The sequence below is a fragment of the Croceibacterium aestuarii genome (assembly GCF_030657335.1).
Lineage (GTDB): Bacteria > Pseudomonadota > Alphaproteobacteria > Sphingomonadales > Sphingomonadaceae > Croceibacterium_B > Croceibacterium_B aestuarii.
The window spans coordinates 2158105-2180286 of record NZ_CP131039.1 but is presented as its reverse complement, the minus strand read 5'-3'; the positions used below and the strand labels follow the sequence as shown (position 1 = coordinate 2180286).

The following is a 22182-nucleotide window of genomic DNA, read 5'->3' as shown; positions in this document are numbered from 1 at the left end:
TCACGCACAGGGCCTAGGCCGCGCCGGTTATCTGCTGGACATTGCCGCGCCACTCCTGTTTCGGCTCCGGGCACCATGTTTAAGGAACCGGAATAGAATGTCGGGGGCAACCCTCCTTCTGGTTGGTCTGGGACTGGCACTGGCAGGATGGCTCGCCGCGCGTGCTCGCGCGTGGAGCCTGAAGAGCGCGTCGCCGAAGGGCCAGATGCGGGCGCTTCCGAGCTACCATGGCTGGTACGTCGCCTTGTGGATTGCGATCCCGGTCATGCTGTTCATCGGCGTCTGGAGCGTGGTCGCGCCAAATCTGGTTATGCAATCGGTATTGGCGCACCCGGCGGCGGCCCAGCTCCCGGAGTTCGGGATGCAGCGCGAAACGATCCTGGCGGAGGCGCGCGGGGTCGCGACCGGCGCTTCTCAGACCGTGTTCAACCGCGGGGCCGCCGACCTGGTCGAGCCGTTTCGTGAAGCGATCGCGCGCTATCGCCTGATCGGCGTGGCAGGCACGCTGGCGATCGGCCTGTTGTTCGGCGGGCTCGCTTTCCTGCGGGTTCGGCCCGACTTCGCGGCGCGCACGAAGGTCGAGCGCATCATCATGGGCATGCTCCTCCTCGCCTCGCTGGTGGCGATCCTGACGACGCTCGGCATCTTCCTCAGCCTGGTTTTCGAGACCGTCCGCTTCTTCGGCATGGTCTCCCCCATCGACTTCCTGCTCGGGCTGCACTGGGGGCCCGACCCCATGGCCAACGCAGCCAACCCCGATCCTTCGCGCTATGGCGCCATCCCGCTGTTCTGGGGCACGATCTACATTGGCGCGATCATCGCCATGATCGTCGCCATTCCGCTTGGCTTGATGAGCGCAATCTACCTGACACAATACGCCGATCCGCGCTGGCGCAGCTGGTTGAAACCGATCCTCGAGATTCTCGCCGGAGTACCGACTGTGGTCTACGGCTATTTCGCCGCCCTGACAGTCGCCCCGGCGATCCGCGATGCGGCGATGGCGATCGGGATCCAGAATGCCTCGAGCGAAAGCGCGCTGGCGGCCGGGCTGGTGATGGGGGTGATGATCATCCCCTTCGTTTCCTCGATGGCCGACGATTCGATTGCCGCTGTTCCCCAGGCCATGCGCGACGGCAGCCTGGCGATGGGAGCCACGACCAACGAGACAATTCGCCGCGTCCTCGTACCGGCCGCCCTGCCGGGCATCGTTGCCGGCGTGATGCTGGCGATAAGCCGGGCCATTGGCGAAACGATGATCGTGGTCATGGCCGCGGGCGCCGCGGCCAATCTCACCGCGAACCCGCTCGAGACCATGACCACGGTGACCTACCAGATCGTCGCCATGCTCACCGGCGAAGGCAGCTTCGATCATCCGGCCACACTCAGCGCCTTCGCGCTCGGCTTCGTGCTGTTCCTCGTCACGCTGGGCCTCAACTTCTTCGCCCTGCGCGTCGTAAAACGGTTCCGTGAAGCCTATGAGTGAACACGTCGCCCCCACCCGCACGAGCGCCTACGAGGCGCGGCTGCGCCAGCGCTATGCCGCCGAGAAGCGCTTCAAGCTCCTCGGCCTTTCGGCCGTGATCTTTTCGGTCGCGGTATTGCTTGTGCTGCTAGTGACGATGACCCTGAACGGCATCGGCGGCTTTCAGCGCACCGAACTCGCGGTCAAGGTCGACTTTCGCCAGGCCGCCCTCAGCCTCGATCCGAACATCAAGGCCGGGCCGCAAAAAATTCGTGCGCTGGAGACCCAGGGCCTGCCCGCGGTCATCGAGTTCTACGGCAATCGCTCGCTCGGTGCAGAGGGCTATGCCGAGCTCAACAGCGATGCCTGGCGCAACGCCGCCTCGCAAATCATCGCCGATCCCTCGCTGCTCGACAAGGAAGCGGTGCTCTGGCTGCCGGCGAGCGACGATCTCGCCAATGCCTATGGCGGCGATGGCCATCTGGACCTGAAGCCGCTCGCCCGCCAACTCGCAGACCAGGGCAAGCTGGAAGATCGCCTCGACCTTGGTTTTCTCGCGAGGTCGGATGCCACCGATCCGCAGCAGGTGGGCATCTGGGGGGCGCTCAAGGGATCGATCCTGACCATGATCGTGACCCTCTTGCTGGCGTTCCCCGTCGGTGTCCTCTCCGCGCTCTACCTCGAGGAATATGCTCCGAAGAACCGCTGGACCGACGTGATCGAGGTGTCGATCAACAATCTGGCGGCGGTCCCTTCGATCATCTTCGGCCTGCTCGGCCTGGCGGTGTTCCTCGGGCTGTTCCCCAACATGCGCTCCGCGCCGCTGATCGGCGGCCTCACGTTGGCGCTGATGACTATGCCGGTCATCGTCATCGCCGGGCGCAACGCGATCAAGGCGGTGCCCCCGAGCATTCGCGACGGCGCGCTGGCGATCGGCGCGAGCCCCGTGCAGGTCGTGTTTCACCACGTCCTGCCCCTCGCCCTGCCCGGCATCCTCACCGGCACGATCATCGGCATGGCCCGGGCGCTGGGCGAAACCGCGCCGCTGTTGATGATCGGCATGCGCGCCTTCGTCGCCACGCCCCCCGACGGCTTCACGGACCCGGCTACGGTGCTGCCGGTGCAGATCTTCCTGTGGTCCGACGAGATCGACCGCGGCTTCGTCGAGCGCACCAGTGCCGCGATCATCGTTCTTTTGCTGTTCCTGCTGGTCATGAACGGCCTCGCCATCTACCTGCGCAACCGCTTCGAGAAGAAATGGTGACCACCGAGACAACCACCACCGCCAAGATGCGGACCCGCGACGTATCCGTCTATTACGGTTCGAAGCAGGCGATCGATTCGGTTTCAATCGACATACCGACCGAGTTCGTCACCGCGTTCATCGGGCCGTCCGGGTGCGGCAAATCCACTTTCCTGCGCGCGCTCAACCGGATGAACGACACCATCCCGACGGCACGGGTCGAAGGCTGCATCGAGCTCGACGGAGAGGACATCTACGCCTCGGGCATGGACGTGGTGCAGCTGCGCGCCCGCGTCGGCATGGTGTTCCAGAAGCCCAATCCGTTCCCCAAGACCATCTTCGAGAACATCGCCTATGGGCCGCGCATCCACGGACTGGCCGAGGGCAAGGCAGAGCTCGACGCGATCGTGGAGAAATCGCTGCGCCGCGCCGGATTGTGGGAGGAGGTCAAGGATCGCCTCGACGATTCGGGGACTGCGCTTTCCGGGGGCCAGCAGCAGCGGCTATGCATCGCCCGGGCCATCGCCGTCGATCCCGAAGTCATCCTGATGGACGAACCGTGTTCGGCGCTCGATCCGATTGCCACCGCGAAGATCGAGGAACTGATCGACGAACTGCGCGGTCGCTATGCCATCGTCATCGTCACCCATTCGATGCAACAGGCCGCCCGCGTATCGCAGCGAACAGCCTTCTTCCACCTCGGCAAGATGGTGGAGTATGGTGAAACATCGCAGATCTTTACCAATCCGAGTAAGGAACGCACCAAGGACTATATCACAGGCAGGTACGGCTGATGGTCGCAGAACATACGGTTAAGGCATTCGACGAAGACATTACCCGTCTGCGCGGCCTGATCGCCGAGATGGGCGGGCTGGCCGAAGTCGCGATCCAGGAAGCGATGCAGGCGCTGGTCAGCGGCAACGAAGAGCTCGCCTCCGGCGTCGTCAAGCGCGACAAGAAGCTCGACCGGCTGGAAAGCGAGGTCGACGAGCTCGCGGTCCGCGTCATCGCCCTGCGCGCGCCGATGGCCGACGACTTGCGCGAGATCATCGCCGCGCTGAAAATCGCCGGAGTCGTCGAGCGGATCGGCGATTACGCCAAGAATATCGCCAAGCGCGTCGGGCGGATCGAAGGGCGCCATCACTTCGAACCGCTGACACTGCTGCCGGCGATGGCCGAGGTCGCCGCCGAAATGGTACACGATGTGCTCACGGCGTTCGCCGCCCGCGACCCGGTCCTGGCGCGCGAAGTGATCGCCACCGACGACAAGGTGGATGCCTTCTACGACAGCATTTTCCGCAATCTCGTCAGCCACATGGTCGAGAATCCCAAGACCATCAGCAGCGCGGCGCAGTTGCTGTTCATCGCGCGGAATATCGAGCGCATCGGCGATCATGCGACCAACGTGGCCGAGATGGTGCATTACGCCGCCACCGGGCAATATCCGCCGGACGAACATGACAGCGGCGATTGATCGGCGCCGTTCGTTGCCGCGGATTTGTCACGCAGGCGTCACAATTTTGTTGTCTTAGGCCGCCATGCCCCAGCCAAAGCTCCTGCTTGTCGAGGACGACAGTTCGCTTGCCGAGCTGCTCGAATACCGTTTCGAAAAGGAAGGGTACGACGTCCGCACCACGTCCGACGGGGACGAGGCGCTGATGATGGCCGAGGAAGACAACCCCGATCTGGTCATACTCGACTGGATGATCGAGGGTACCAGCGGAATAGAGGTGTGCCGCCGCCTGCGCCGCAGCAAGGCGACCGCCGGCGTGCCGATCATCATGCTGACAGCGCGCGAAGCCGAAGACGACCGCATTCGCGGGCTCGAGACCGGCGCCGACGACTATGTCACCAAACCGTTCAGCCCACGCGAACTGATCGCCCGCGTCTCAGCCGTTCTGAGGCGAGTCCGGCCCGCCCTGGCCGGGGAAGCGATCGAACTCGGCGACCTCCGGCTCGACCCTGCCGCGCACCGCGTCGCGCGAAGCGGCCAGGAGCTCAAACTGGGCCCCACCGAGTACCGCCTGCTGGCGTTCTTCATGGAACACCCGCGCCACGTCTTCTCGCGCCACCAGTTGCTCGATGCAGTCTGGGGCAACGGCAGCGAGATCGAGGAACGCACGGTGGACGTCCACATCCGCCGTCTGCGCAAGGCGATCGAGCTCCCGGGCAGCAAGGACCCCATCCGTACCGTGCGCTCTGCCGGGTATTCGTTCGACCCCGCCTGATCAGTTGTCCGCCGGGCCGGCCCCGGCCCCGTGAGCGGTCGCCCGCTCGACGTCTTGCGAAGCCTCGCCGTGCTTGAGCAACATCGTTCCTAGGGCGGCGGCGAGCATGAGCGGGCCGATGGTGAAGAAAATCAACTCGGTGTCGATTGAATTGGCGGTGGCCACGATCCACGCCCCGATCGGACGGCCGAAATTGGCCAGCGCCATATAGATCGTGAACTGGGTGGCGGCCACGGACGGGGTGCAGACCTGCATCGCCAGCGGAATCATCGCGATGGCGACAAAAATCCCGAACATGTCGATGCCCCAGACGAGCGCGTAGAGGACCGCCGGGTCAGTCCAGTAAGTGGGCAGGAGGCCTGCGGCCAGGATCAGGTCCCGGTCAGGACGAACATCGTTGCCAGCACCCGGCGCTTACCTATCTTCGCCGTGAGGTAGCCGCCGACGAGCAGCCCGACGATTCCTGCCACCAGACTGCTGAGCGAGGTTATGTTGGTGTACTGCGTTGTCGAAAGGCCGACATACCGGGTCGCAAGCACCGGGTTGAAGACGTCGTAGATGCCCGCGGGCACGTTGCGGACCAGCAGGAACGGCACCACGATCAGACTGGCAGGCGCGGTCATCGCCTTGAAGCTCTGCCTCAGCAGGGGCAGCCAGGCGTCGATCTTGATATCGAGATTGCGCGGATGCGCCCGACCCTCGCTCCACGGCAGGCGGCGCTCGCCCGGTCGCTCGCGCAGAAGTAACGCGAACAGGACGCCGAACGACAGGAACACTGCAGCGGCAATGAACGCGCCGCCGGACCCGTACTTGTGCAGGAAGTATCCGCCCGCCGCCGTGGCGCCCGACATGCCGAAGGTCTGAGCTCCAAACATGATGCCGCCGGCCTTGGCCTGCTCGTCCTCGTTCATGATGTCGACCACGAGGCTATCGATCGACACGTCCTGGAATGTCGTGGCCGTGCTGACGACGAACGCGAGCACCGAGAGGAGCGCGGTGTCGGTTCCGACCGGATTGAAGAACGCCGCGATAAGCAGACTCAGCGCCATGACCGACTGCGAGCCGACGATCCAGATGCGCCGGCGGCCCATCGGTAGGAACGTATAGCGGTCCATCAGGAAGCCGTTCATCAGCTTGAGCGTCCACGGCAGCGAGAACGCTGTGACCACGGTGGCGATTTCCGTCGTGCCTGCCCCGGTATTGGCCATGAAGGCCGGAATCGCGACGTAGAACAGTCCCATCGGGACGCCTTCGAAGATGTAGAACACGAAGACGGTGGCGAGCCGCATGAACGGGTTTTCCGTAAGCGGGCGGAAGACCCCAATATCTGCCGTGCTCGCCATGCGTAATTTCCTTCCGGAATGTATGCGGCGCGCCCTGCCCCTGTTGACCCGATTTGCGCGCAGAACGCAAACGTCCCGCGCCACGCGAAATTATCCGGCCAGCAGTTCGGCGAGGATTGCCGCGGCGATGACGATGAAGGCGGCCCCCACCCCGCGGTCGATCCACAGCCGCGTGCCCGGACGGTCCATCGCCCGCGAGAGACCTTTGCCGGCGTAGATGTAGATCGCGCCGACGAGCAGATCGAGCGCGGTACCGATCACCGTCAGCACGGCAAGCTGCGGGATCAGCGGCCGGCCCTGTTCGATGAACGGCGGCAGCAGCGCGACGACGTAGACCAGCGCCTTGGGATTGCCGACCGCCACGAATACACCGTCGCGAAAGGCATGGCGCGTGACGGCATGGGCGGGCTCGATCGTCTCGCCCGCTGCCTTGCCGGCATTCCGCAGTGCCTTGATGCCAAGCCAGGCGAGGTAGAGCGACCCGCCGATAGCGAGACCATGGAAGGCGGCGGGAAAGCGCGCCGCCAGCGTGCTGAAGCCCAGCGCCGCGAGCGCCCACCAGAACAGGTAGCCGAGCTGCATCCCGACCAGCGCGGCAAAGCCCGACCGGGCGCCGCGCCACAGCGTCTCGGTCATGACGAACAGCATGGAGGGCCCCGGGACGATGCTCGTAAGCGCCGTGACCATGGCGAAGGCGACGAGCTTTTCGGCGTCGATCATGGGCCGCCCGCCCCATGCGGGGTCAGCGAAGGTTGGGATCCTCCCTTTGCCAGGCAAAGGTGAGGTCCAGCGTGCACTTGCCGCTGGCGACCGTCACACGCACCGTTTCGCCCCGGTGGTGCCACAGGAACGGAACGTAATAGCGCGACCAGACACCGCTGCCGTCGGCGATGTCGCGGTATTCCACCGGCTTGATCCCGTCGTTGACGAGGTGAAAATAGACCGGCGCGCCGGGCGCGAAGCCCTGCCCGGCAATGCGGTAGATCTTGCCGTTGCCGCGCACTTGCGCCGTACAGCCGGCCTGCTTCGCGGTGTCGAGTGTGGGCCAGCCACGCGCATCGACGATGTCCTGCCGCGCCGCCGCGGAGCCTGGAGCGGCCAACATCGCCAGCAGCGTGATGGAAAGCAATGCGGTTCTGGTTCTCGGCATGGTCCGGCGCCTCTCCGGTTTGGCGATGGCTGCCGGTATAGCAGGCCTGCGCGGCCGATTGTGCGCCGATTTTGGTCTTGCCCCAAGCTGGCACTTCACCGCGACCTTGCATTCATCGCGCCTAGTGAAAATCGCGCGACTTGGGAATGATCCGCACATCGCGCGGATGCCCCCGGTGGTAACCGCAATCGCGGTTGCCCGGTCCGGGTTCTTCCCACGGTTCGGCGGCCTTCGCATCGGGATCGACATCGCGGGGGCCCAGCTTGCCCGGCGGGTTCTTGCAATGATCGCCATTGGCGAGCGAGGGCTTGAGCAGGTCGTCCGACAGTTTATGCAGCTCATGCGTCGCATCGACCAGATGGTGGGCGATCACGTGGATCACCTCGTCGTCGTATTCGACCCGTCCGCGCACCTCCATCAGGCGGCTGCCCATTACCACCTTGCGCTGCTTCTCCATCAGGTCGGGCCAGACGACGAGGTTCACGACCCCGGTTTCGTCCTCCAGCGTGATGAAGCACACCCCTTTGGCGCTCCCCGGGCGCTGGCGGATCAGCACCACGCCGGCGACCTGGACCATCGAACGGACCTTGCGTGCGCGCAGATCGCAGGCGCGCACGAAGCCGCGTTCGGCGAGGCTCGCCCGCAGGAACGCCATCGGGTGCGCCTTGAGGCTGAGCCGGGTGGTCTGATAATCTGCCACGACCTCTTCGGAGAGCGGCATGTGCGGCAGAGCCGTGCGGACCCGTTCGCCGCCCTCGTCGCGCGCCGCGGCATGGGCAAACAGCGGCAGGTCGGGTCCGGCGACGAGGCTGCGCGCATCCCACAGCGCCTGCCGCCGCGGCAGTTTGAGCGAACCGAAGCAGTCGGCGTTGGCGAGCCGTTCGACGTGGGCCGGCGAGAGCCCCGCCCGGCCGCGCAAATCGGCAACCTCGCGATAGGGCCCGCGTTCCTCGCGCTCGGCGACGAGGCGGGCGGCAACGTGCTCGGGCAGCCCGTCGACCTGGCGCAGTCCGAGCCGCAAGGCGATATTGCGGTCGACAGGGCCCTTCTCCGGCGTTTCGCCAACGCCCTTCAACAGGCTCAGGGCGAACGGAGGTTGCTTTTCGTCTTCCCTGCATCCGTTCGTGCTGAACTTGTCGAAGCAGGCGCGCGGCTCCTCTCCCAAATCCTCCAGCGTGCAATCCCAGAAGCTGCGGTTCACGTCCGCCGGCAACACCGTGACGCCGTGCTCACGCGCGTCGCGGACGATCTGCGCCGGGGCATAGAAGCCCATCGGCTGCGAATTGAGCAAGGCGCAGGCGAAGGCCGCCGGGAAGTGGCACTTGAGCCAGCTCGAGACGTAGACCAGATGGGCGAAGCTGGCGGCGTGACTCTCGGGAAAGCCGTATTCGCCGAAGCCCTTGATCTGGTTGAAGCAGCGTTCGGCGAAATCGCGATCGTAACCGCGCTCGACCATGCGCCCGACCATCAGCTGCTCCAGTTCGTGGACCATGCCCTTGCTGCGGAAAGTCGCCATCGCCTTTCTCAGCCGATTGGCCTCGGTCCCGGAGAACTTGGCCGCGTCGAGCGCGATCTTCATCGCCTGTTCCTGGAAGATGGGCACGCCCAGCGTGCGTTCGAGAATGCTGGAGAGTTCGTCGGGCGGGCCGTGGCGCGGGTCGGGCGCGGGCAGAACGACCGCTTCCTCGCCGCGGCGGCGCTTGAGGTAGGGGTGGACCATGTCGCCCTGGATCGGCCCGGGACGCACGATCGCCACCTCGATCACCAGATCGTAGAACTGGCGCGGGCGCAGGCGCGGCAGCATGTTCATCTGCGCACGGCTCTCGACCTGGAAAACGCCGAGCGAATCCGCCCGACACAGCATGTCGTAAACCGCCGGGTCCTCGCGCGGGACCGTGGCCAGCGTCAGGCTGCGACCGTGGTGCTCGGCCAGGAGATCGAGGCCCTTGCGGATGCAGGTCAGCATACCGAGCGCCAGCACGTCGACCTTGAGGATGCCGAGCGCATCGATGTCGTCCTTGTCCCACTCGATGAAGCTGCGTTCGGGCATGGCGCCGTTGCCGATCGGGATCGTCTCGGTCAGAGGCCCATGGGTGAGGATGAACCCGCCGACGTGCTGCGATAAATGTCTCGGCATTCCAATCATCTGCTCGGTCAACTTGAGAACGCGCCGCAGGTAGGGGTCGGTCAGGTCCATGCCAATCTCGGCAACATGCGCCTCGCCGATTTCCTTACCCCACCCGCCCCACACCGTACGCGCCAGCGCGCCGGTCACGTCCTCGCTCAGCCCCATCGCCTTGCCGACCTCGCGGATCGCCATGCGCGGGCGGTAGTGGATGACGGTGGCGCACAGCCCGGCGCGGTGGCGGCCGTACTTGGCATAGATGTACTGGATCACCTCCTCGCGCCGCTCGTGCTCGAAATCGACGTCGATATCGGGCGGCTCCTTGCGCTCCTCGGAGATGAAGCGATCGAACAGCAGTGCGTGGCGCGCCGGATCGACGCTGGTGATCTCGAGACAGTAACAGACCGCTGAATTGGCCGCCGAACCGCGCCCCTGGCACAGAATCGGCGGATCGCAGCCGCGGGCATAGTCGACGATGTCCTTGATGGTCAGGAAATAGCGCGCCAGCTCAAGCTTGCCGATCAGTGCCAGTTCGCGTTCGAGGGTCTGACGCACGCTCGCCGGCACCCCCTCGGGATAGCGTCGCTCCGCCCCGGCCCAGGTTTCCTGCACGAGGTATTCCTGCGGCGTCATGCCGCCAGGGTGAATCTCTTCGGGATATTCGTAGCGCAGCTCGTCGAGGCTGAAATTGCAGGCGTCAGCGACCTCGCGCGCGGCAACGATCGCCCGCGGCCAGCGGGCGAACAGGCGGATCATTTCCTCCGGCCCCTTGAGATGCCGCTCGGCATTGGCGTGGAGCAGGTGTCCGGCCCGCGCCACGGTGGTTTTGTTGCGGATCGCGGTCATCACATCCTGCAGCGGACGCCGATCGGGCACGTGATAGTGGACGTCGTTGGTCGCCAACAGACTGAGACCGTTGTCCCGGGCCAAGGCGTCAAGCCGGTCGATCCGGGCAATGTCGTCGCCGCGGTAAAGATACGATGCGGCGAGGTGGCGCATCGTGGGGAGCTGCCGGGTCAGGTGGGGGAGGATATCGGCGAGGGGGCCCACGAACATCGCCCCTCTTTCCTCATCGTTCCGGACTCGATCCGGGACCCGACTTTCTTCCGGAGCGGCGTTCGAGGGAAGCTGGCCTCCGGCTCGGGGGCCGGGGTGACGAAAGGGGATAATGTTGCTCTTCACCGCAATCGTGAACTCGCGGTTCAAATCCGCCGGCGGCAGCAGAATCAGCTGCACCCCCTCGGCATGCGCGGCGAGCATCGCCAGCGAGATCTCGCACACGCCCTTTTCCTGCCAGCCCCCGTCGAGCGTGCCCATTCGCCCATCCGAGATCAGGCGACACAGCCGGCCGTAGGCAGCGCGGTCGGTCGGATAGACAAGGAAGGCGAGCCCCTCGACCGTCTCGATCCGGCAGCCGATCAGGGGGCGCAGTTTGAGCGTCTTGGCCTCGACATGGAGGCGCACCACCCCGGCCATCGAATTGGCGTCCGCAATGCCGATCGCATCGTAGCCGAGCGAATGGGCCGTGAGCGCCAGGTCGACCGCGTCCGAAGCCCCGCGCAGGAAGCTGAAGCACGAGATCAGGCCGAGCTCGACGAACGGCGCGCGCGCCGGCGGCTCTACCGACGAGGGATCGAGCTCGATGGTCCGCTTGTCGGGACTGGCGGAGGATTCAGGCATGACCGACGGACTTTCAGCCCTCAGTCAGACGAGGAAAAATGACGATCATGCGGAAAGCTCCGCCAGCCGCTCCGCGACCGCCGCGAGGTCGGCCCTGAACAGCCGCTCCTGCTCGCGCTTTTTCGCGTCCCTCAGGCGCAGCAAATACGAGGGATGGGCCGTGACCCAGGCCTCGCCGCCGCCGTCGAGCGGGATTGGGTGGCCGCGGGTGCGCGAAATCGTTACGCTCTTGCCGAGCACGCCGCGAGCCGCACTGCCGCCAAGCGCCAGCACGACCTTCGGCCGCACCACCGCCAGCTCGCTGTCGAGCCACCAGCGACAGGCGTCGATCTCCCCACTGGTCGGCGATTGGTGCAGCCGCCGCTTTCCGCGCTGGACGAACTTGAAGTGCTTGACCGCGTTGGTGACATAGGTCGCCTCGCGGTCGATCCCGGCCTCGGCGAGATAGCGGTCGAGCAATTGCCCGGACGGACCGACGAAAGGTTTGCCGGCGCGGTCTTCCTGGTCGCCCGGCTGCTCGCCCACCACCATCAGGATCGAGCGCTTGAGCCCTTCGCCCATCACCGCGGTGTTGTCGAGCAGGCCGATCGGGCAGCGCCGACATTGGTGAATGGCCCTGTCGATAGCTGCCAGCGACGTCGGCCGCACATCGTCCTCGTCTGTCCCGGTCATGACTCCTTCCTTCGCCTGCATGTTCACATTCATCGAACGCGCCGGGCCGCAGATCGATGCATGGCTTGGGACGGGACTCGAGCGAATACATTTGTTCCTTATATGTTCTCACGGCGGATTCGCCTAGCCCCTACGCCCGGCGCATTGCTGTGGACGAAGTCAAAAACCGCTGACACACTCGCTCCGGGAAGAGGAGAGCACATGCGCCAGTCGACATTCAGCGCGGCGATCGCCGACCGGCCGCTCAGGCCTTTCCAGGTCGTGGTGATGATTTTCGGGCTGGCGTTGCTGGTCATCGACGGGATCGACCTGCAATCGCTATCGCTGGTCACCCCGGTCATCCTCGAGGAATGGGGCATCGACCGCGCATCGTTCGGCCCGGCGCTGGCTGCCTCGCTGTTCGGCATGGGCTTCGGCTCGTTCTTCGGCGGAATGCTCGGCGACAGGATCGGCCGGCTCCGCACCCTGTTCATCGCGTGCCTCATCTTCGGCGCTTCGACCATGATCGCGGCGCATACGAACACGGTCTGGGAAATGACCGCGGTGCGCGTACTCGGGGGGCTCGGCTTCGGCGCCGCCTATCCGAACGCGCTGGCACTGGTCAGCGACTGGGTCTCGGAAAAGTGGCGTCCGCACGCCGTCTCGTTCCTGTCGGTCGGCATCCCGGTCGGCATCTCGATCAGCGCCGCGGTCATGCCGTTGCTGCTGCCCGCATATGGTTGGCGCGGGGCATTCACCATCTTCGGCCTCGTCTCGATCGTGCTGGGCGTGTTGATCGTGCTAGTCCTGCGCGAGCCGCCCTCGTTCCTGCTGGCGCGTGGCAAGCGTGCGGCGGCACAGAAGAGCGCCGCACGGGTCATCGCCGCGGATATCGAGCTGTTGCCCGAATCGCTGCAAGAGGCCGGAGTCCCCGAAGGCGAGCTGGTCGGGGTCTTCCACCGCCGCAACCTGCGGCTCAACATCGGCATGGTCATCAGCTTCTCCGCCACGACGACGCTGGTCTACGGCATTCTCAACTGGACCCCCGAACTGCTGACTTCTGCCGGTTTTCCGCTCGACCAGGCGCTGCGGGCGAGCTTCTGGCAAGGCATTCTCTCGATTGTCGGCGGCCTTTCGGCGGGTTTCACCACCCGCACGTTCGGTTCGCGAACGGTGACGGTCGTCGGCGCGGCGGCGATCCTCGCGACGATCGTCGCGCTCGGCGTGATGGTCGGCGGGCTCGACGGCGCACCCACGCCCGTCCAGCGCGAGACGATCATCCTGCTCGAAGGACTCGCCGTTGGGCTGGTGAGCATGATGATCACGGTGTTCTACGTCGTCATGGCCTCGGGCTATCCGCATTCCTGCCGCGCCGGCGGGATCGGCTTCGTCATCACTTCGGGCCGGGTCATGTCGATCACCATGGTCATGGGCGGCGGCTGGCTGATGAATCTCGGCACCAATTTCGTCTGGTATTTCGTCACTCTGGCGGTGATTGCGGTGATGATTTTCGCCGCGGCATTCATCGTCGACTGCCAGATCGAACCCAAGCGCAAGGCGGTAGTTGTATGAGCGCAATTGTCGGACGGCGGATCACCCCGCAGGGTCAGTGGAGCGATTACCGCCGCATCGGCGTCACCCGCTACTCGGCGTCGCTCGGTGCGGTGGTCGACGGCGTCGACATGGCGGCCGAACTCGACGACGAGACGGTGGCCGAAATCCGCCGCGCGCTGGTCGAACACCTGGTCATCTTCTTTCGCGGACAAAAAAGACGCCCGAACAGCACCTCGCCTTCGCCAAGCGGTTCGGCACGCTGGGCCGGCACGACCAGGTCGAGGGGATGGAGGACTATCCCGACATCATCGAGGTGCGGCAGGAACCGACCGACACGCGCAATTTCGGCGGCGCCTGGCATGGCGACGTCACCTACCTGCCCGAACCGCCGCTCGGCTCGATCCTCTATGCGAAGGAGGTGCCCGAAGTCGGCGGCGACACGCTGTGGTCGAACCTTTACCTCGCATACGACGATCTATCGGAGGGAATGAAGCGCCTGATCGACAACCTCGTCGTCATGCACACCCCCGCCAAGATCTACGGTGAGAAGGCGCTCGACTGGGGCAAGGACAGCTCGGTTCGTTCCTCGCCCACCTCGGCGGCGCACTGGGAGCACCCGCACCCGCTGGTCCGCACCCACCCCGAAAGCGGGCGCATGCTCTACTATGTCAGCGGCGCCTTCACCCCGCGCTTCGCCGACATGACCGAGGAGGAAAGCGCTCCGCTGCTCGACTACCTGATGGCCCAGGCGACCCGCGAGCCGTTCACCTGCCGCTGGCGCTGGCAGGCCGGCGACGTCGCCTTCTGGGACAACCGCGCCACGCTGCACTATGCGCTTAACGACTACGCCGGCGAGCGGCGGGTGATGCACCGGGTGACGGTGAACGGGGAAGCGCCGGTGCGGTAACTACCCACACAGCCCCTGCATGAACCAGTCGGGTGGCCCGCCGCGCCCGTCCCCCGCCAGCCCGAGGCGATAGATCCAGTAGCGCCGGCCTTCGCCGTCCTCGACGCGGTAGTAGTCACGCAAGCGGGCACGGCCGGTTTCGCGCCACCATTCGGGAGCGATGCGTTCGGGGCCTTCGGCGCGAGCGACCTCGTGCACCGCGCCGCGCCAGCGGAAGCGTTGCGGCAAGCCGTCGGGGCTGGCGTAGAGCACGGCGATCGGCTCGGGGCGGTCGAGCAGCTTCAGGGGCCGGGCGTGGAAGGCGAGTTCGCCCTGGCTGGCTGCTTCGGGTTCGAGCGGCGGCTGCCAGCCTTGCGCGCGTTCGGGGATGTGGCTGGCGCGCGGGACCGGGCGGCGCACCGCTTTCGGCCCGAGCCGCACGGCCAGGCGGTCGATGCAAGCCGCGAGGCTGGTGCCGTGCTCCTCGGCCGCGGCCTCGATATCGATTTGTTCGAGCGCCAGCGGCTCGGCCCAGCTGGCGCGCAGGCGGACCATTTCGATCCCGAACCCGGCATCGACGTCGTCGATCTTGGCGGCGAACAGGCGGACGATGTGCGCGGCGTCGCGGGTCGCGGCGGCGAGTTCGAGCGCGCGCACGACCACCTCGCCGTCGACCCGCCATAGCCCCAGCTCGAGCCGCCGTGCGCCCTGCCCCTGCCCTTCGAGTTCGCGCGCCATGTCGGCAGCGAGGTCGGCAAGCACGGTGTCGAGCAGCGGGCGGTGGCGGATCGGCTCGAGCAGGCGGCGCTGGACCAGCGGGATTTGCACAGGGACAACCGGCAGCAGCGGCTCGGGCACGCGGCCGAGCAGCTGGTCCATCCGGGTCAACGGGTTGGCCGCCGGCGCGCGGCGGGTGCGGAAACGGCGCTGCAACGCGTCGCGCCCGATCCCCTCGAGCTGGCCGAGCCGCTTGAGCCCGAGGCGGCGCAGCACGGTCAGCACGTCGCCATCGAGACGCAGCGCGGCGACCGGGAGATCGGAAAGCATCGCCGGAATATTCACTTCGACCGGGGGAGAAAGAATGCTGCACTGTTGCCCATAATGCGACAGCGCCCAGGCCGCCCCGGCGGTCGGGGCGATGGCGAGACGCGCGGTGAGGCCGCGGTGGCCGAACAGCTCGGCCGCATCGGCCAGCAGGCGATCCTCGCCGCCGAACAGGTGCGCCACCGCGGTCACGTCGACCAGCACGGCGTCGGGCGGATCGATCGCACTCCAAGGACCCCAGCGCCGCGCCCACAGCGCAAGCCGTTCGAGGAAGTCGCGATCGCCCGCCGGGTCGCTCGGCAGCGTTTTCAGCGCGGGGCACAGCGTGCGCGCGTCGGCCACCATCATGCCCGGCTGCGCCCCGGCCTGCAGCCCAGCGCGGTTGGCGGCATTGATCCGCGGCCCGTGCGCGGTTTCGGTAATCAGGACGAGCGGCTCGGCGTCCGCCCCCTGCCCTTCCTGAAGGCCTTCGGCCTGCCGCCAGCGATCGATCGCCAGGCGGGGCAGCCAGATCGACATGATCCGGCGGGAAGGATTGGGGGATACCACGGCCGTGCCTTGGGCAGCCTCAGGCCGAGCGGTTTTGAGTCATTTCCCGCAGGTCTTCCGCCCGTCCGGAACCGGTGTCGCCATGAGTCGGCTCGGCTGCCGAAGATTCCGCAGTGAGACCGCCGGGCCCATCCATCAGCATCCATTCTCCGGGAATGTGAGAGCGGGCGCGGAACAGCTCGGCGCGCCAGGCCGGGCGGCCGGGGGCGGCGGGGTTCCAGCGCGGACGCGGTGACGGGGCCGAACAGACATCCCAGCGCATTCGCGCCGAGCTGAGATCGCGCGCCGCATCAAGCCGCACGAGCCACAGCGGCACGCCATGCCTTTCCGCCGCGAGGCTAAGGCGGCGCGAGGCGACGAAATCGAGCGCGCGCGGGTTGCCGGCAATCTCGCCCAGCACGAAGGCCATGTCGCGGCAGCGCACGCCTTCTTCCAGCGCGAACAGCGCGTCCTCCGGCGTCTTCGCCGCGACATGAATCAATCGGCGGCGCAGCCCATCGGGCAAGCCGTGGCGATAGGGCCTTCCGCCGAGCCGGATGGCGGCGGCATCCTGCACCCACAATACGGCGCGCTGATCGTTGTCGCTTTGGCCCCATTCCGCCCCGTCCGCCCGCAGTCCGTCGAGCGCCAGCGCCAGCGCCGCCGCCGCGCCGCATCCCTCACCGCCGCGGGCAAAAACCTCGGCATGGCGCGCACCGGCGAGGCCCGGGCGCCAGCGGCGTGCGCGCTCGCCGAGCGAAGAGAGCCCGCCGGCAGTGGGCAAGGTGGAAAGGTCCATGACGAATCGACTCCTGTGTTCTTGTTATGTTCCCTATTCGGCGGCATGGCAATCGGGCGCAGCCCGGCTTCGCCCCGCCGCCCCCGGCGGAACCATCTTCTCGGACCCTCCGTTGGACGGGCAAAGGAGACAGACATGAGCGATACCAAGGAATTGAAGAACAGCTTCTGGTCGGCCCTCGCCGACAGCCCCTTCCTGTTCCTCCAGCGCAACGCCGATCCCGCCACCGCGGTTCCGATGACGGCCCAGCTCGACGAGGACGCAAACGGCACAATCTGGTTCTTCACCCGCCGCGACCATCCGCTCGCCGCAATGGGGCCGGCGACTGCGACCTTCGCCGGAAAGGGCCACGACATGTTCGCCCGCTTCACCGGCACCCTGAGCGAGGAAACCAGCCGCGAACGGCGCGACAAGCAGTGGAACACCGTCATCGAAGCATGGTTCGACGGCAAGGACGATCCCAACCTCATCATGCTGCGCATGGACCTCGGCCAGGCCGAAATCTGGAACAGCGATCTCGGCTTCACCGACAACGTGAAAATGCTGCTCGGCTTCGATGTGACCGAAGATGCCCGCGAGGAACACACCGAAACGACGCTCTAGAACATCGGTCAACCGCAACGCTGCCAGGGCCGGATAAAAGCGGGACGCGTTCGTCACCGCGTCGGGGCCGCCTCCACCAAGAGGCGGCCCCGTTTCATTGCAGTCAGTCCTTCGGCGGGTGGATCGGCACCTGGGTCTCCTCGCCGGCGACGTCGTCGACGACTTCCACGATCCCGCGGCCGAGATGGCTGTGGCTGCGGCTATAGAGGAAATAGACCACCAGGCCGAGCGCGCCCCAGACAGGCAGGAACAGCATCGCCGCGGCGGGCAGGTTGAGGAACAGGAACACGCAGCCGAAGATCGTCAGCGGCGCGATCACCCAGACCGCGGGAACCCGGAACGAGCGCGGGCGGTTCGCATCGGTCTTGCGCAGCACGAGCACCGCCACCGCGACCATCAGAAAGGCGTAAAGCGTGCCGGCGTTCGAGATGTCTGCCAGCTGTCCGACCGGGAAGAACGCCGCGGCAATCGCCACCGCCACGCCGGTGATCAGCGTGACGACGTGCGGAGTGCGGAACTTCGGATGCACCGAACTGAGCTTTTCGGGCAGCAGGCCGTCGCGGCTCATGACGAAGAAGATGCGGGTCTGGCCGAAGATCAGCACCAAGATGACCGACGGCAGCGCGAGGAAGGCGGCCAGGCCGATCAGGTTGCCGATTCCCGTGAAGCCCAACACCTTGAGCACGTGCGCGAGCGGTTCCTTCGAGCACACCAGCGATTGGGCATATTCCGGCATCGCGCACTGGCGCGCCAGTTCCGGTGAGCCGGTTTCAAGCGGGAACGTGCCCGACGGATCGAAGATCGGCGTGCCGCCGATGGTCCCAATCGCCCCGGCGGCGACGAGGATATAGAACACCGTGCAAAACAGCAGCGACCCGACCAGCCCGATCGGTACGTTGCGCTGCGGGTTCTTGGTTTCCTCCGCCGCGGTCGAAACCGCGTCGAACCCCACATAGGCGAAGAACATCGTCGCCGCCGCGCCGACCGCGCCCACGCCCGTGCCGAAGCCGCCGAACACGCCGGCCGGCAGGAACGGGTTGAACCGCTCGGCATCGAATTCCGAGCTCGTCAGGGTAATGGCCACGAACGCCGTAAGCGCGGTGACCTTGATCAGCACCAGGATCGCGTTGACCTTGGCGCTCTCGCTCGTGCCGATGACCAGCAGTGCGGTCACCAGCAAGGCGATGACCAATGCGGGCAGATTGATGAATCCGCCCTCGACGCCGCCCAGCGCGAGGGGCCCGGCGCTGAGCCAGGTCGGCAGGTGTATCCCCAACCCTCCTAGCACCGTGCCCGAGAAATATCCCGACCAGCCCACCGACACCGCCGAAGCGGCGATGGCGTATTCCATGATCAGCGCCCAGCCTACGGTCCAGGCGAAGAACTCGCCCATCGTCGCGTAACTGTAGGTATAGGCGCTTCCGGCGACGGGGATCATCGCCGCGATTTCCGCGTAGCATAGCGCCGCCACGATACAGACGGCGCCGGCAATCGCGAACGCAAGCATCAGTCCCGGACCGGCCTTCTGCGCACCTACCGAGGTAAGAACGAAAATGCCGGTGCCGATGACGCAGCCGATCCCAAACAGCATCAGCTGAAACCAGCCCAAGGTGCGTTTGAGCGACTTCTTCTCCGCTGCCGCAAGAATGGCGTCCAGCGGTTTGACCCGGTCCAAAATCATAGAAAATCCCTTCTTGGGCGGCCGCGCGCGGCCCGCCTCCCTCTATGGCCCGGCACGCTAACGCGGGCAGTTCGCTTGGCAAGGCGAAATGTGCGGGGTTTCCCCGGCTTGATAGCCGGCCTATGGCTGACCTCCATGTCCACGACCTTTCAGCTCGACACCTCGACGAGCCGCGCCAACCCCACGCCGCAGCCCATGAAGCGGCTGACCGTGCCGAAGCTGCGCGCCCGCAAGCAGGATGGAGTCACGGGCGAGCCGCTCGTCATGCTGACCGCCTATACCGCACGGCAGGCGCAACTGCTCGACGCGCACTGCGACCTGCTGCTGGTCGGGGATTCGCTCGGTCAGGTGATCTACGGCCTGCCTTCCACGGTGCCGGTCACGCTCGAGATGATGGCCAACCACGGCGCCGCGGTGGTGCGCGGCAGCTACCACGCGGTGGTTTGCGTCGACATGCCCTTCGGCAGCTACGAAGCATCGCCCGAGAAGGCTTTCGAGAGCGCCTCGTGGCTGCTCAAGCAGACCGGCGCGGCGGCGGTGAAGCTCGAAGGCGGCGAGGCGATGGCCCCGACGGTCGAATTCCTCATCAAGCGCGGCATCCCGGTGATGGGCCACGTTGGCCTGACCCCGCAGGCGGTCAATGTGCTCGGCGGTTATGCCGCACGCGGCAAGAACGATGCCGAGGCGGAGAAGATCGTCGCCGACGCCCGCGCGCTTGACGAGGCCGGCGCCTTCGCCATCGTCATCGAAGGCGTACTCGAGGACATCGCCATCGCGGTCACCGGCGCGGTCGCCTGCCCGACCATCGGCATCGGCGCCTCAGCGCAGTGCGACGGCCAAGTCCTCGTCACCGAAGACATGCTCGGCATGTTCGAGCGCGTCCCGCGTTTCGTGAAACGCTACGAGAACGTCGCGGCCACGATTTCGGCAGCAGCAGCGGCCTATGCCGACGAAGTGCGCGCCCGCAGCTTCCCCGGCCCCGAGCAGTGCTACCGCCCGGAATAGGGCCGAAAATCGCTTTCCTACGACCCTCGATCCGTGCCAACGCCGCGGCCATGGATTCACTTTGCGATATGGGATTGTCGTCACTGTTGCGGGGCCGTGAGTTCCGCGCCGATAAGACGGCCAATCCGGCATTGCGCCAATGCCGTCCGGGCGATGTGACCTCCGAAAGCGCGGCATCATGCTGAAATACTTTCGCGGATCGCTGGTCTTCACCCTCGTCTGCCTCGCCCTCGGGCTGTGGTACGGCTGGTCCGCGACCGGCAGCATTTCGGCGACCTTGCGGATGCTGTGGATCATCGCCGTTCTGTCGATCCTCGAAGTGTCGCTCAGCTTCGACAACGCCGTGGTCAACGCCACCGTGCTCGAGGACATGGACGAGATCTGGCAAAAACGCTTCCTCACGTGGGGCATGGCCATTGCGGTGTTCGGCATGCGCATTGCCTTCCCGCTGGCAATCGTCGCCATCGCCGCGGGCCTCAACCCGTTCGAGGCGGTGAACCTGTCGCTCAACAACCCGCGCGAATACGAACGGATCGTCTCCTCTGCGCATGTCGGCATTGCCGGCTTCGGCGGCGCCTTCCTCGCCCTGGTCGGTTCGAAGTTCTTCTTCGATTCCGACAAGGACGTGCACTGGCTTGCCTGGATCGAGGAACAGCTGAGCAAGTTCTCGCGCATTGCTGCGGTCGAGATCGCATTGCTGCTGGTGACGATGTTCCTCATCTCGCTGATGCTGCCGGACGACGAGGCGTTGACCTTCCTAGTCGCGGGTATGCTCGGAATAGTGACCTTCGTCGCGGTCGAAGGGATCAGCACGCTGCTCGAAATGCGCGAAGAGACGGCCAGAGCGCACGGCGCGGTCGTTTCCGCCGGGCTCGGCGGGTTCCTCTATCTCAACGTGCTCGACGCCTCGTTCAGCTTCGACGGGGTGATTGGCGCCTTCGCGCTGTCGAACAACATGGTGGTCATCGCGCTCGGTCTGTCGATCGGCGCGATGTTCGTCCGCTCGCTGACCATCATGCTGGTGCAGAAGGGAACGCTGGCTGAATACCGCTATCTCGAACACGGCGCGTTTTGGGCGATCCTCGCACTTGGCGCGATCATGTTGCTCTCGGCGCGGTTCCACATTCCCGAGACGGTGACCGGGCTGATCGGCGCGGTGCTGATCGGCATTTCGCTGTGGTGGTCGGTGCGGCACAATCGCCGCCACCGCGTCAACCCCGGCTGAGCCGCGCGGCAAGCGGGGCCGAGAGCACCAGCTGCAGCAGGTGGTAGACCAGCACCGGCAGCAGCACGAGCCCGGCGACACCGGCGGGAAACAGCACGCTGGCCAGCGGGGCACCCATCGCGATCGACTTCTGCGCCCCGGAGAACAGAAAGGCGATGCGGTCTGCCCGGCGCAGCGCAAGCGCTCCGCCCAGCGCCCAGGCCCCGCCGAAGGCGAACAACAGCAACAGCGCGACGCCGCCGGCCAGCACGACCCAGTCTCCGAAAGAGACACGCGTCCACAGGCCCTCGTCGACCGCGCCGGAGAACGCGACGTAAACGGCGATGGCGATTGCCGTCCGGTCCATCCACGTCGCAAGCTGCCGGTGTTCGCGCACATAGTGCCCGAAGCGGCTCTGCGCGATCTGCCCGAGCAGGAACGGTAGCAGCAGGATCAGCGCGACCTTTTCGAGCGCACCGAAGTCGAACGCCGCTGCCTCGCTTCCCGCCAGCAGCGAGAACAGCAGAGCGGTGACGAACACGCCGAGAATGTTGAGCAGCGCGGCGGCGACCACGGAATTGGCGACATTGCCCCCGGCCAGCGAGCAGTAAGCGGTCGCGGACTGTACCGTCGATGGCAGCGTTCCGAGGTAGCAGAAGCCGAGCGCCACGACGGAGGGAAGCCAGCCCGCCAGGACCAGTGAGAGTCCCCAACCGGCCAACGCCATCGCGCCGAAGCACCACGCCACCAGCGGCACGAGGAAACGGACGTGGCCGATCCCGCGCAGCACGTCGGCGCGCGGCAGGCGCAGACCGTTGAGCAGGAACAACAGGAAGACCGCCCCATTCGAGACGCCTTGCGCCACCGGCCGCCAGGCGCTGGACACCGGGAGCAGCGAAGCGAGCACGATCGCCAGCAGCAGGAGCCGAACCAGCGGGTCGATTCGCAATAGGGGGCCCAGCGAAGGCATGGGCGGCGATTGGCGAAGCGCAGGCC

21 protein-coding genes are annotated in these 22182 nt (G+C 66.1%); 10 read left to right on the top strand and 11 right to left on the bottom strand.

Features of this window, described 5'->3' with window-relative positions; genetic code table 11:
• Positions 1 to 97: 97 nt before the first annotated feature.
• The 5 genes from pstC to phoB all read left to right on the top strand — a co-directional run bounded on the left by pstC (position 98) and on the right by phoB (position 4933).
• Positions 98 to 1483 carry a phosphate ABC transporter permease subunit PstC gene (pstC, locus tag Q7I88_RS10775; protein ID WP_305095918.1) on the top strand — a complete coding sequence of 462 codons (1386 nt, stop codon included), beginning with the start codon at positions 98 to 100 and terminating at the stop codon, positions 1481 to 1483.
• Positions 1476 to 2726, top strand: coding sequence for a phosphate ABC transporter permease PstA (gene pstA, locus Q7I88_RS10770; RefSeq protein ID WP_305095917.1), 1251 nt, complete (start codon positions 1476 to 1478; stop codon positions 2724 to 2726). The genes pstC and pstA overlap by 8 nt, the downstream gene beginning before the upstream one ends.
• Positions 2720 to 3499, top strand: a complete 780-nt coding sequence (gene pstB, locus Q7I88_RS10765) for a phosphate ABC transporter ATP-binding protein PstB (protein ID WP_305095916.1) — start codon at positions 2720 to 2722, stop codon at positions 3497 to 3499. The genes pstA and pstB overlap by 7 nt, the downstream gene beginning before the upstream one ends.
• Complete coding sequence (gene phoU / locus Q7I88_RS10760) at positions 3499 to 4179, top strand: phosphate signaling complex protein PhoU (RefSeq protein ID WP_305095915.1); 681 nt, start codon at positions 3499 to 3501, stop codon at positions 4177 to 4179. The genes pstB and phoU overlap by 1 nt, the downstream gene beginning before the upstream one ends.
• Before the next feature lie 64 nt (positions 4180 to 4243).
• Positions 4244 to 4933 (top strand): phosphate regulon transcriptional regulator PhoB, encoded by a 690-nt coding sequence (gene phoB, locus Q7I88_RS10755; RefSeq protein ID WP_305095914.1) that lies wholly within the window; start codon positions 4244 to 4246, stop codon positions 4931 to 4933.
• On the opposite strand, the gene Q7I88_RS10750 is transcribed toward phoB, so the two are convergent.
• The 6 genes from Q7I88_RS10750 to Q7I88_RS10725 form a co-directional block, all read right to left on the bottom strand.
• Positions 4934 to 5230, bottom strand: a complete 297-nt coding sequence (locus Q7I88_RS10750; RefSeq protein WP_305095913.1) for a hypothetical protein — start codon at positions 5228 to 5230, stop codon at positions 4934 to 4936.
• A 74-nt stretch (positions 5231 to 5304) separates the two neighbouring features.
• Positions 5305 to 6276, bottom strand: a complete 972-nt coding sequence (locus Q7I88_RS10745; RefSeq protein ID WP_305095912.1) for an MFS transporter — start codon at positions 6274 to 6276, stop codon at positions 5305 to 5307.
• A 90-nt stretch (positions 6277 to 6366) separates the two neighbouring features.
• Positions 6367 to 6996, bottom strand: coding sequence for a LysE family translocator (locus Q7I88_RS10740; protein WP_305095911.1), 630 nt, complete (start codon positions 6994 to 6996; stop codon positions 6367 to 6369).
• Positions 6997 to 7018: 22 nt separating this feature from the next.
• Positions 7019 to 7426 (bottom strand): hypothetical protein, encoded by a 408-nt coding sequence (locus Q7I88_RS10735; protein ID WP_305095910.1) that lies wholly within the window; start codon positions 7424 to 7426, stop codon positions 7019 to 7021.
• Between the two features lie 121 nt (positions 7427 to 7547).
• Positions 7548 to 11231 carry an error-prone DNA polymerase gene (locus Q7I88_RS10730; RefSeq protein WP_305095909.1) on the bottom strand — a complete coding sequence of 1228 codons (3684 nt, stop codon included), beginning with the start codon at positions 11229 to 11231 and terminating at the stop codon, positions 7548 to 7550.
• 45 nt (positions 11232 to 11276) lie between these two features.
• Entirely contained in the window at positions 11277 to 11903 is a 627-nt protein-coding gene (locus Q7I88_RS10725; protein WP_369426046.1) for a UdgX family uracil-DNA binding protein, read from the bottom strand.
• Between the two features lie 201 nt (positions 11904 to 12104).
• Between Q7I88_RS10725 and Q7I88_RS10720 the strand changes: the two genes are divergently transcribed.
• A complete protein-coding gene (locus tag Q7I88_RS10720; protein ID WP_305095908.1) occupies positions 12105 to 13454 on the top strand; it encodes an MFS transporter in 1350 nt (449 codons plus the stop codon).
• 70 nt (positions 13455 to 13524) lie between these two features.
• On the opposite strand, the gene Q7I88_RS10715 is transcribed toward Q7I88_RS10720, so the two are convergent.
• On the bottom strand, positions 13525 to 13707 hold the full coding sequence (locus Q7I88_RS10715) for a hypothetical protein (RefSeq protein WP_305098651.1): 183 nt from the start codon (positions 13705 to 13707) through the stop codon (positions 13525 to 13527).
• On the opposite strand from Q7I88_RS10715, the gene Q7I88_RS10710 reads away from it, so the two are divergent.
• Positions 13696 to 14343, top strand: a complete 648-nt coding sequence (locus Q7I88_RS10710) for a TauD/TfdA dioxygenase family protein (protein WP_305098599.1) — start codon at positions 13696 to 13698, stop codon at positions 14341 to 14343. The genes Q7I88_RS10715 and Q7I88_RS10710 overlap by 12 nt on opposite strands.
• Here Q7I88_RS10710 and Q7I88_RS10705 read toward each other — a convergent pair whose 3' ends face one another.
• Together Q7I88_RS10705 and Q7I88_RS10700 are read right to left on the bottom strand one after the other, a co-directional pair.
• A complete protein-coding gene (locus Q7I88_RS10705; protein WP_305095907.1) occupies positions 14344 to 15885 on the bottom strand; it encodes a DUF6504 family protein in 1542 nt (513 codons plus the stop codon).
• A gap of 49 nt (positions 15886 to 15934) precedes the next feature.
• Positions 15935 to 16693 (bottom strand): hypothetical protein, encoded by a 759-nt coding sequence (locus Q7I88_RS10700; RefSeq protein ID WP_305095906.1) that lies wholly within the window; start codon positions 16691 to 16693, stop codon positions 15935 to 15937.
• Between the two features lie 135 nt (positions 16694 to 16828).
• Here Q7I88_RS10700 and Q7I88_RS10695 point away from each other — a divergent pair, with 135 nt between their 5' ends.
• Entirely contained in the window at positions 16829 to 17296 is a 468-nt protein-coding gene (locus Q7I88_RS10695) for a pyridoxamine 5'-phosphate oxidase family protein (protein ID WP_305095905.1), read from the top strand.
• A gap of 103 nt (positions 17297 to 17399) precedes the next feature.
• Here Q7I88_RS10695 and Q7I88_RS10690 read toward each other — a convergent pair whose 3' ends face one another.
• Positions 17400 to 18977 carry an amino acid permease gene (locus tag Q7I88_RS10690; RefSeq protein WP_305095904.1) on the bottom strand — a complete coding sequence of 526 codons (1578 nt, stop codon included), beginning with the start codon at positions 18975 to 18977 and terminating at the stop codon, positions 17400 to 17402.
• Positions 18978 to 19112: 135 nt separating this feature from the next.
• Here Q7I88_RS10690 and panB point away from each other — a divergent pair, with 135 nt between their 5' ends.
• Together panB and Q7I88_RS10680 are read left to right on the top strand one after the other, a co-directional pair.
• On the top strand, positions 19113 to 19982 hold the full coding sequence (panB, locus tag Q7I88_RS10685) for a 3-methyl-2-oxobutanoate hydroxymethyltransferase (RefSeq protein WP_305095903.1): 870 nt from the start codon (positions 19113 to 19115) through the stop codon (positions 19980 to 19982).
• 178 nt (positions 19983 to 20160) lie between these two features.
• A complete protein-coding gene (locus tag Q7I88_RS10680; protein ID WP_305095902.1) occupies positions 20161 to 21207 on the top strand; it encodes a DUF475 domain-containing protein in 1047 nt (348 codons plus the stop codon).
• On the opposite strand, the gene Q7I88_RS10675 is transcribed toward Q7I88_RS10680, so the two are convergent.
• On the bottom strand, positions 21194 to 22156 hold the full coding sequence (locus Q7I88_RS10675; protein ID WP_305095901.1) for a bile acid:sodium symporter family protein: 963 nt from the start codon (positions 22154 to 22156) through the stop codon (positions 21194 to 21196). The two genes, Q7I88_RS10680 and Q7I88_RS10675, sit on opposite strands and share 14 nt — an antisense overlap.
• Positions 22157 to 22182 lie beyond the last annotated feature (26 nt).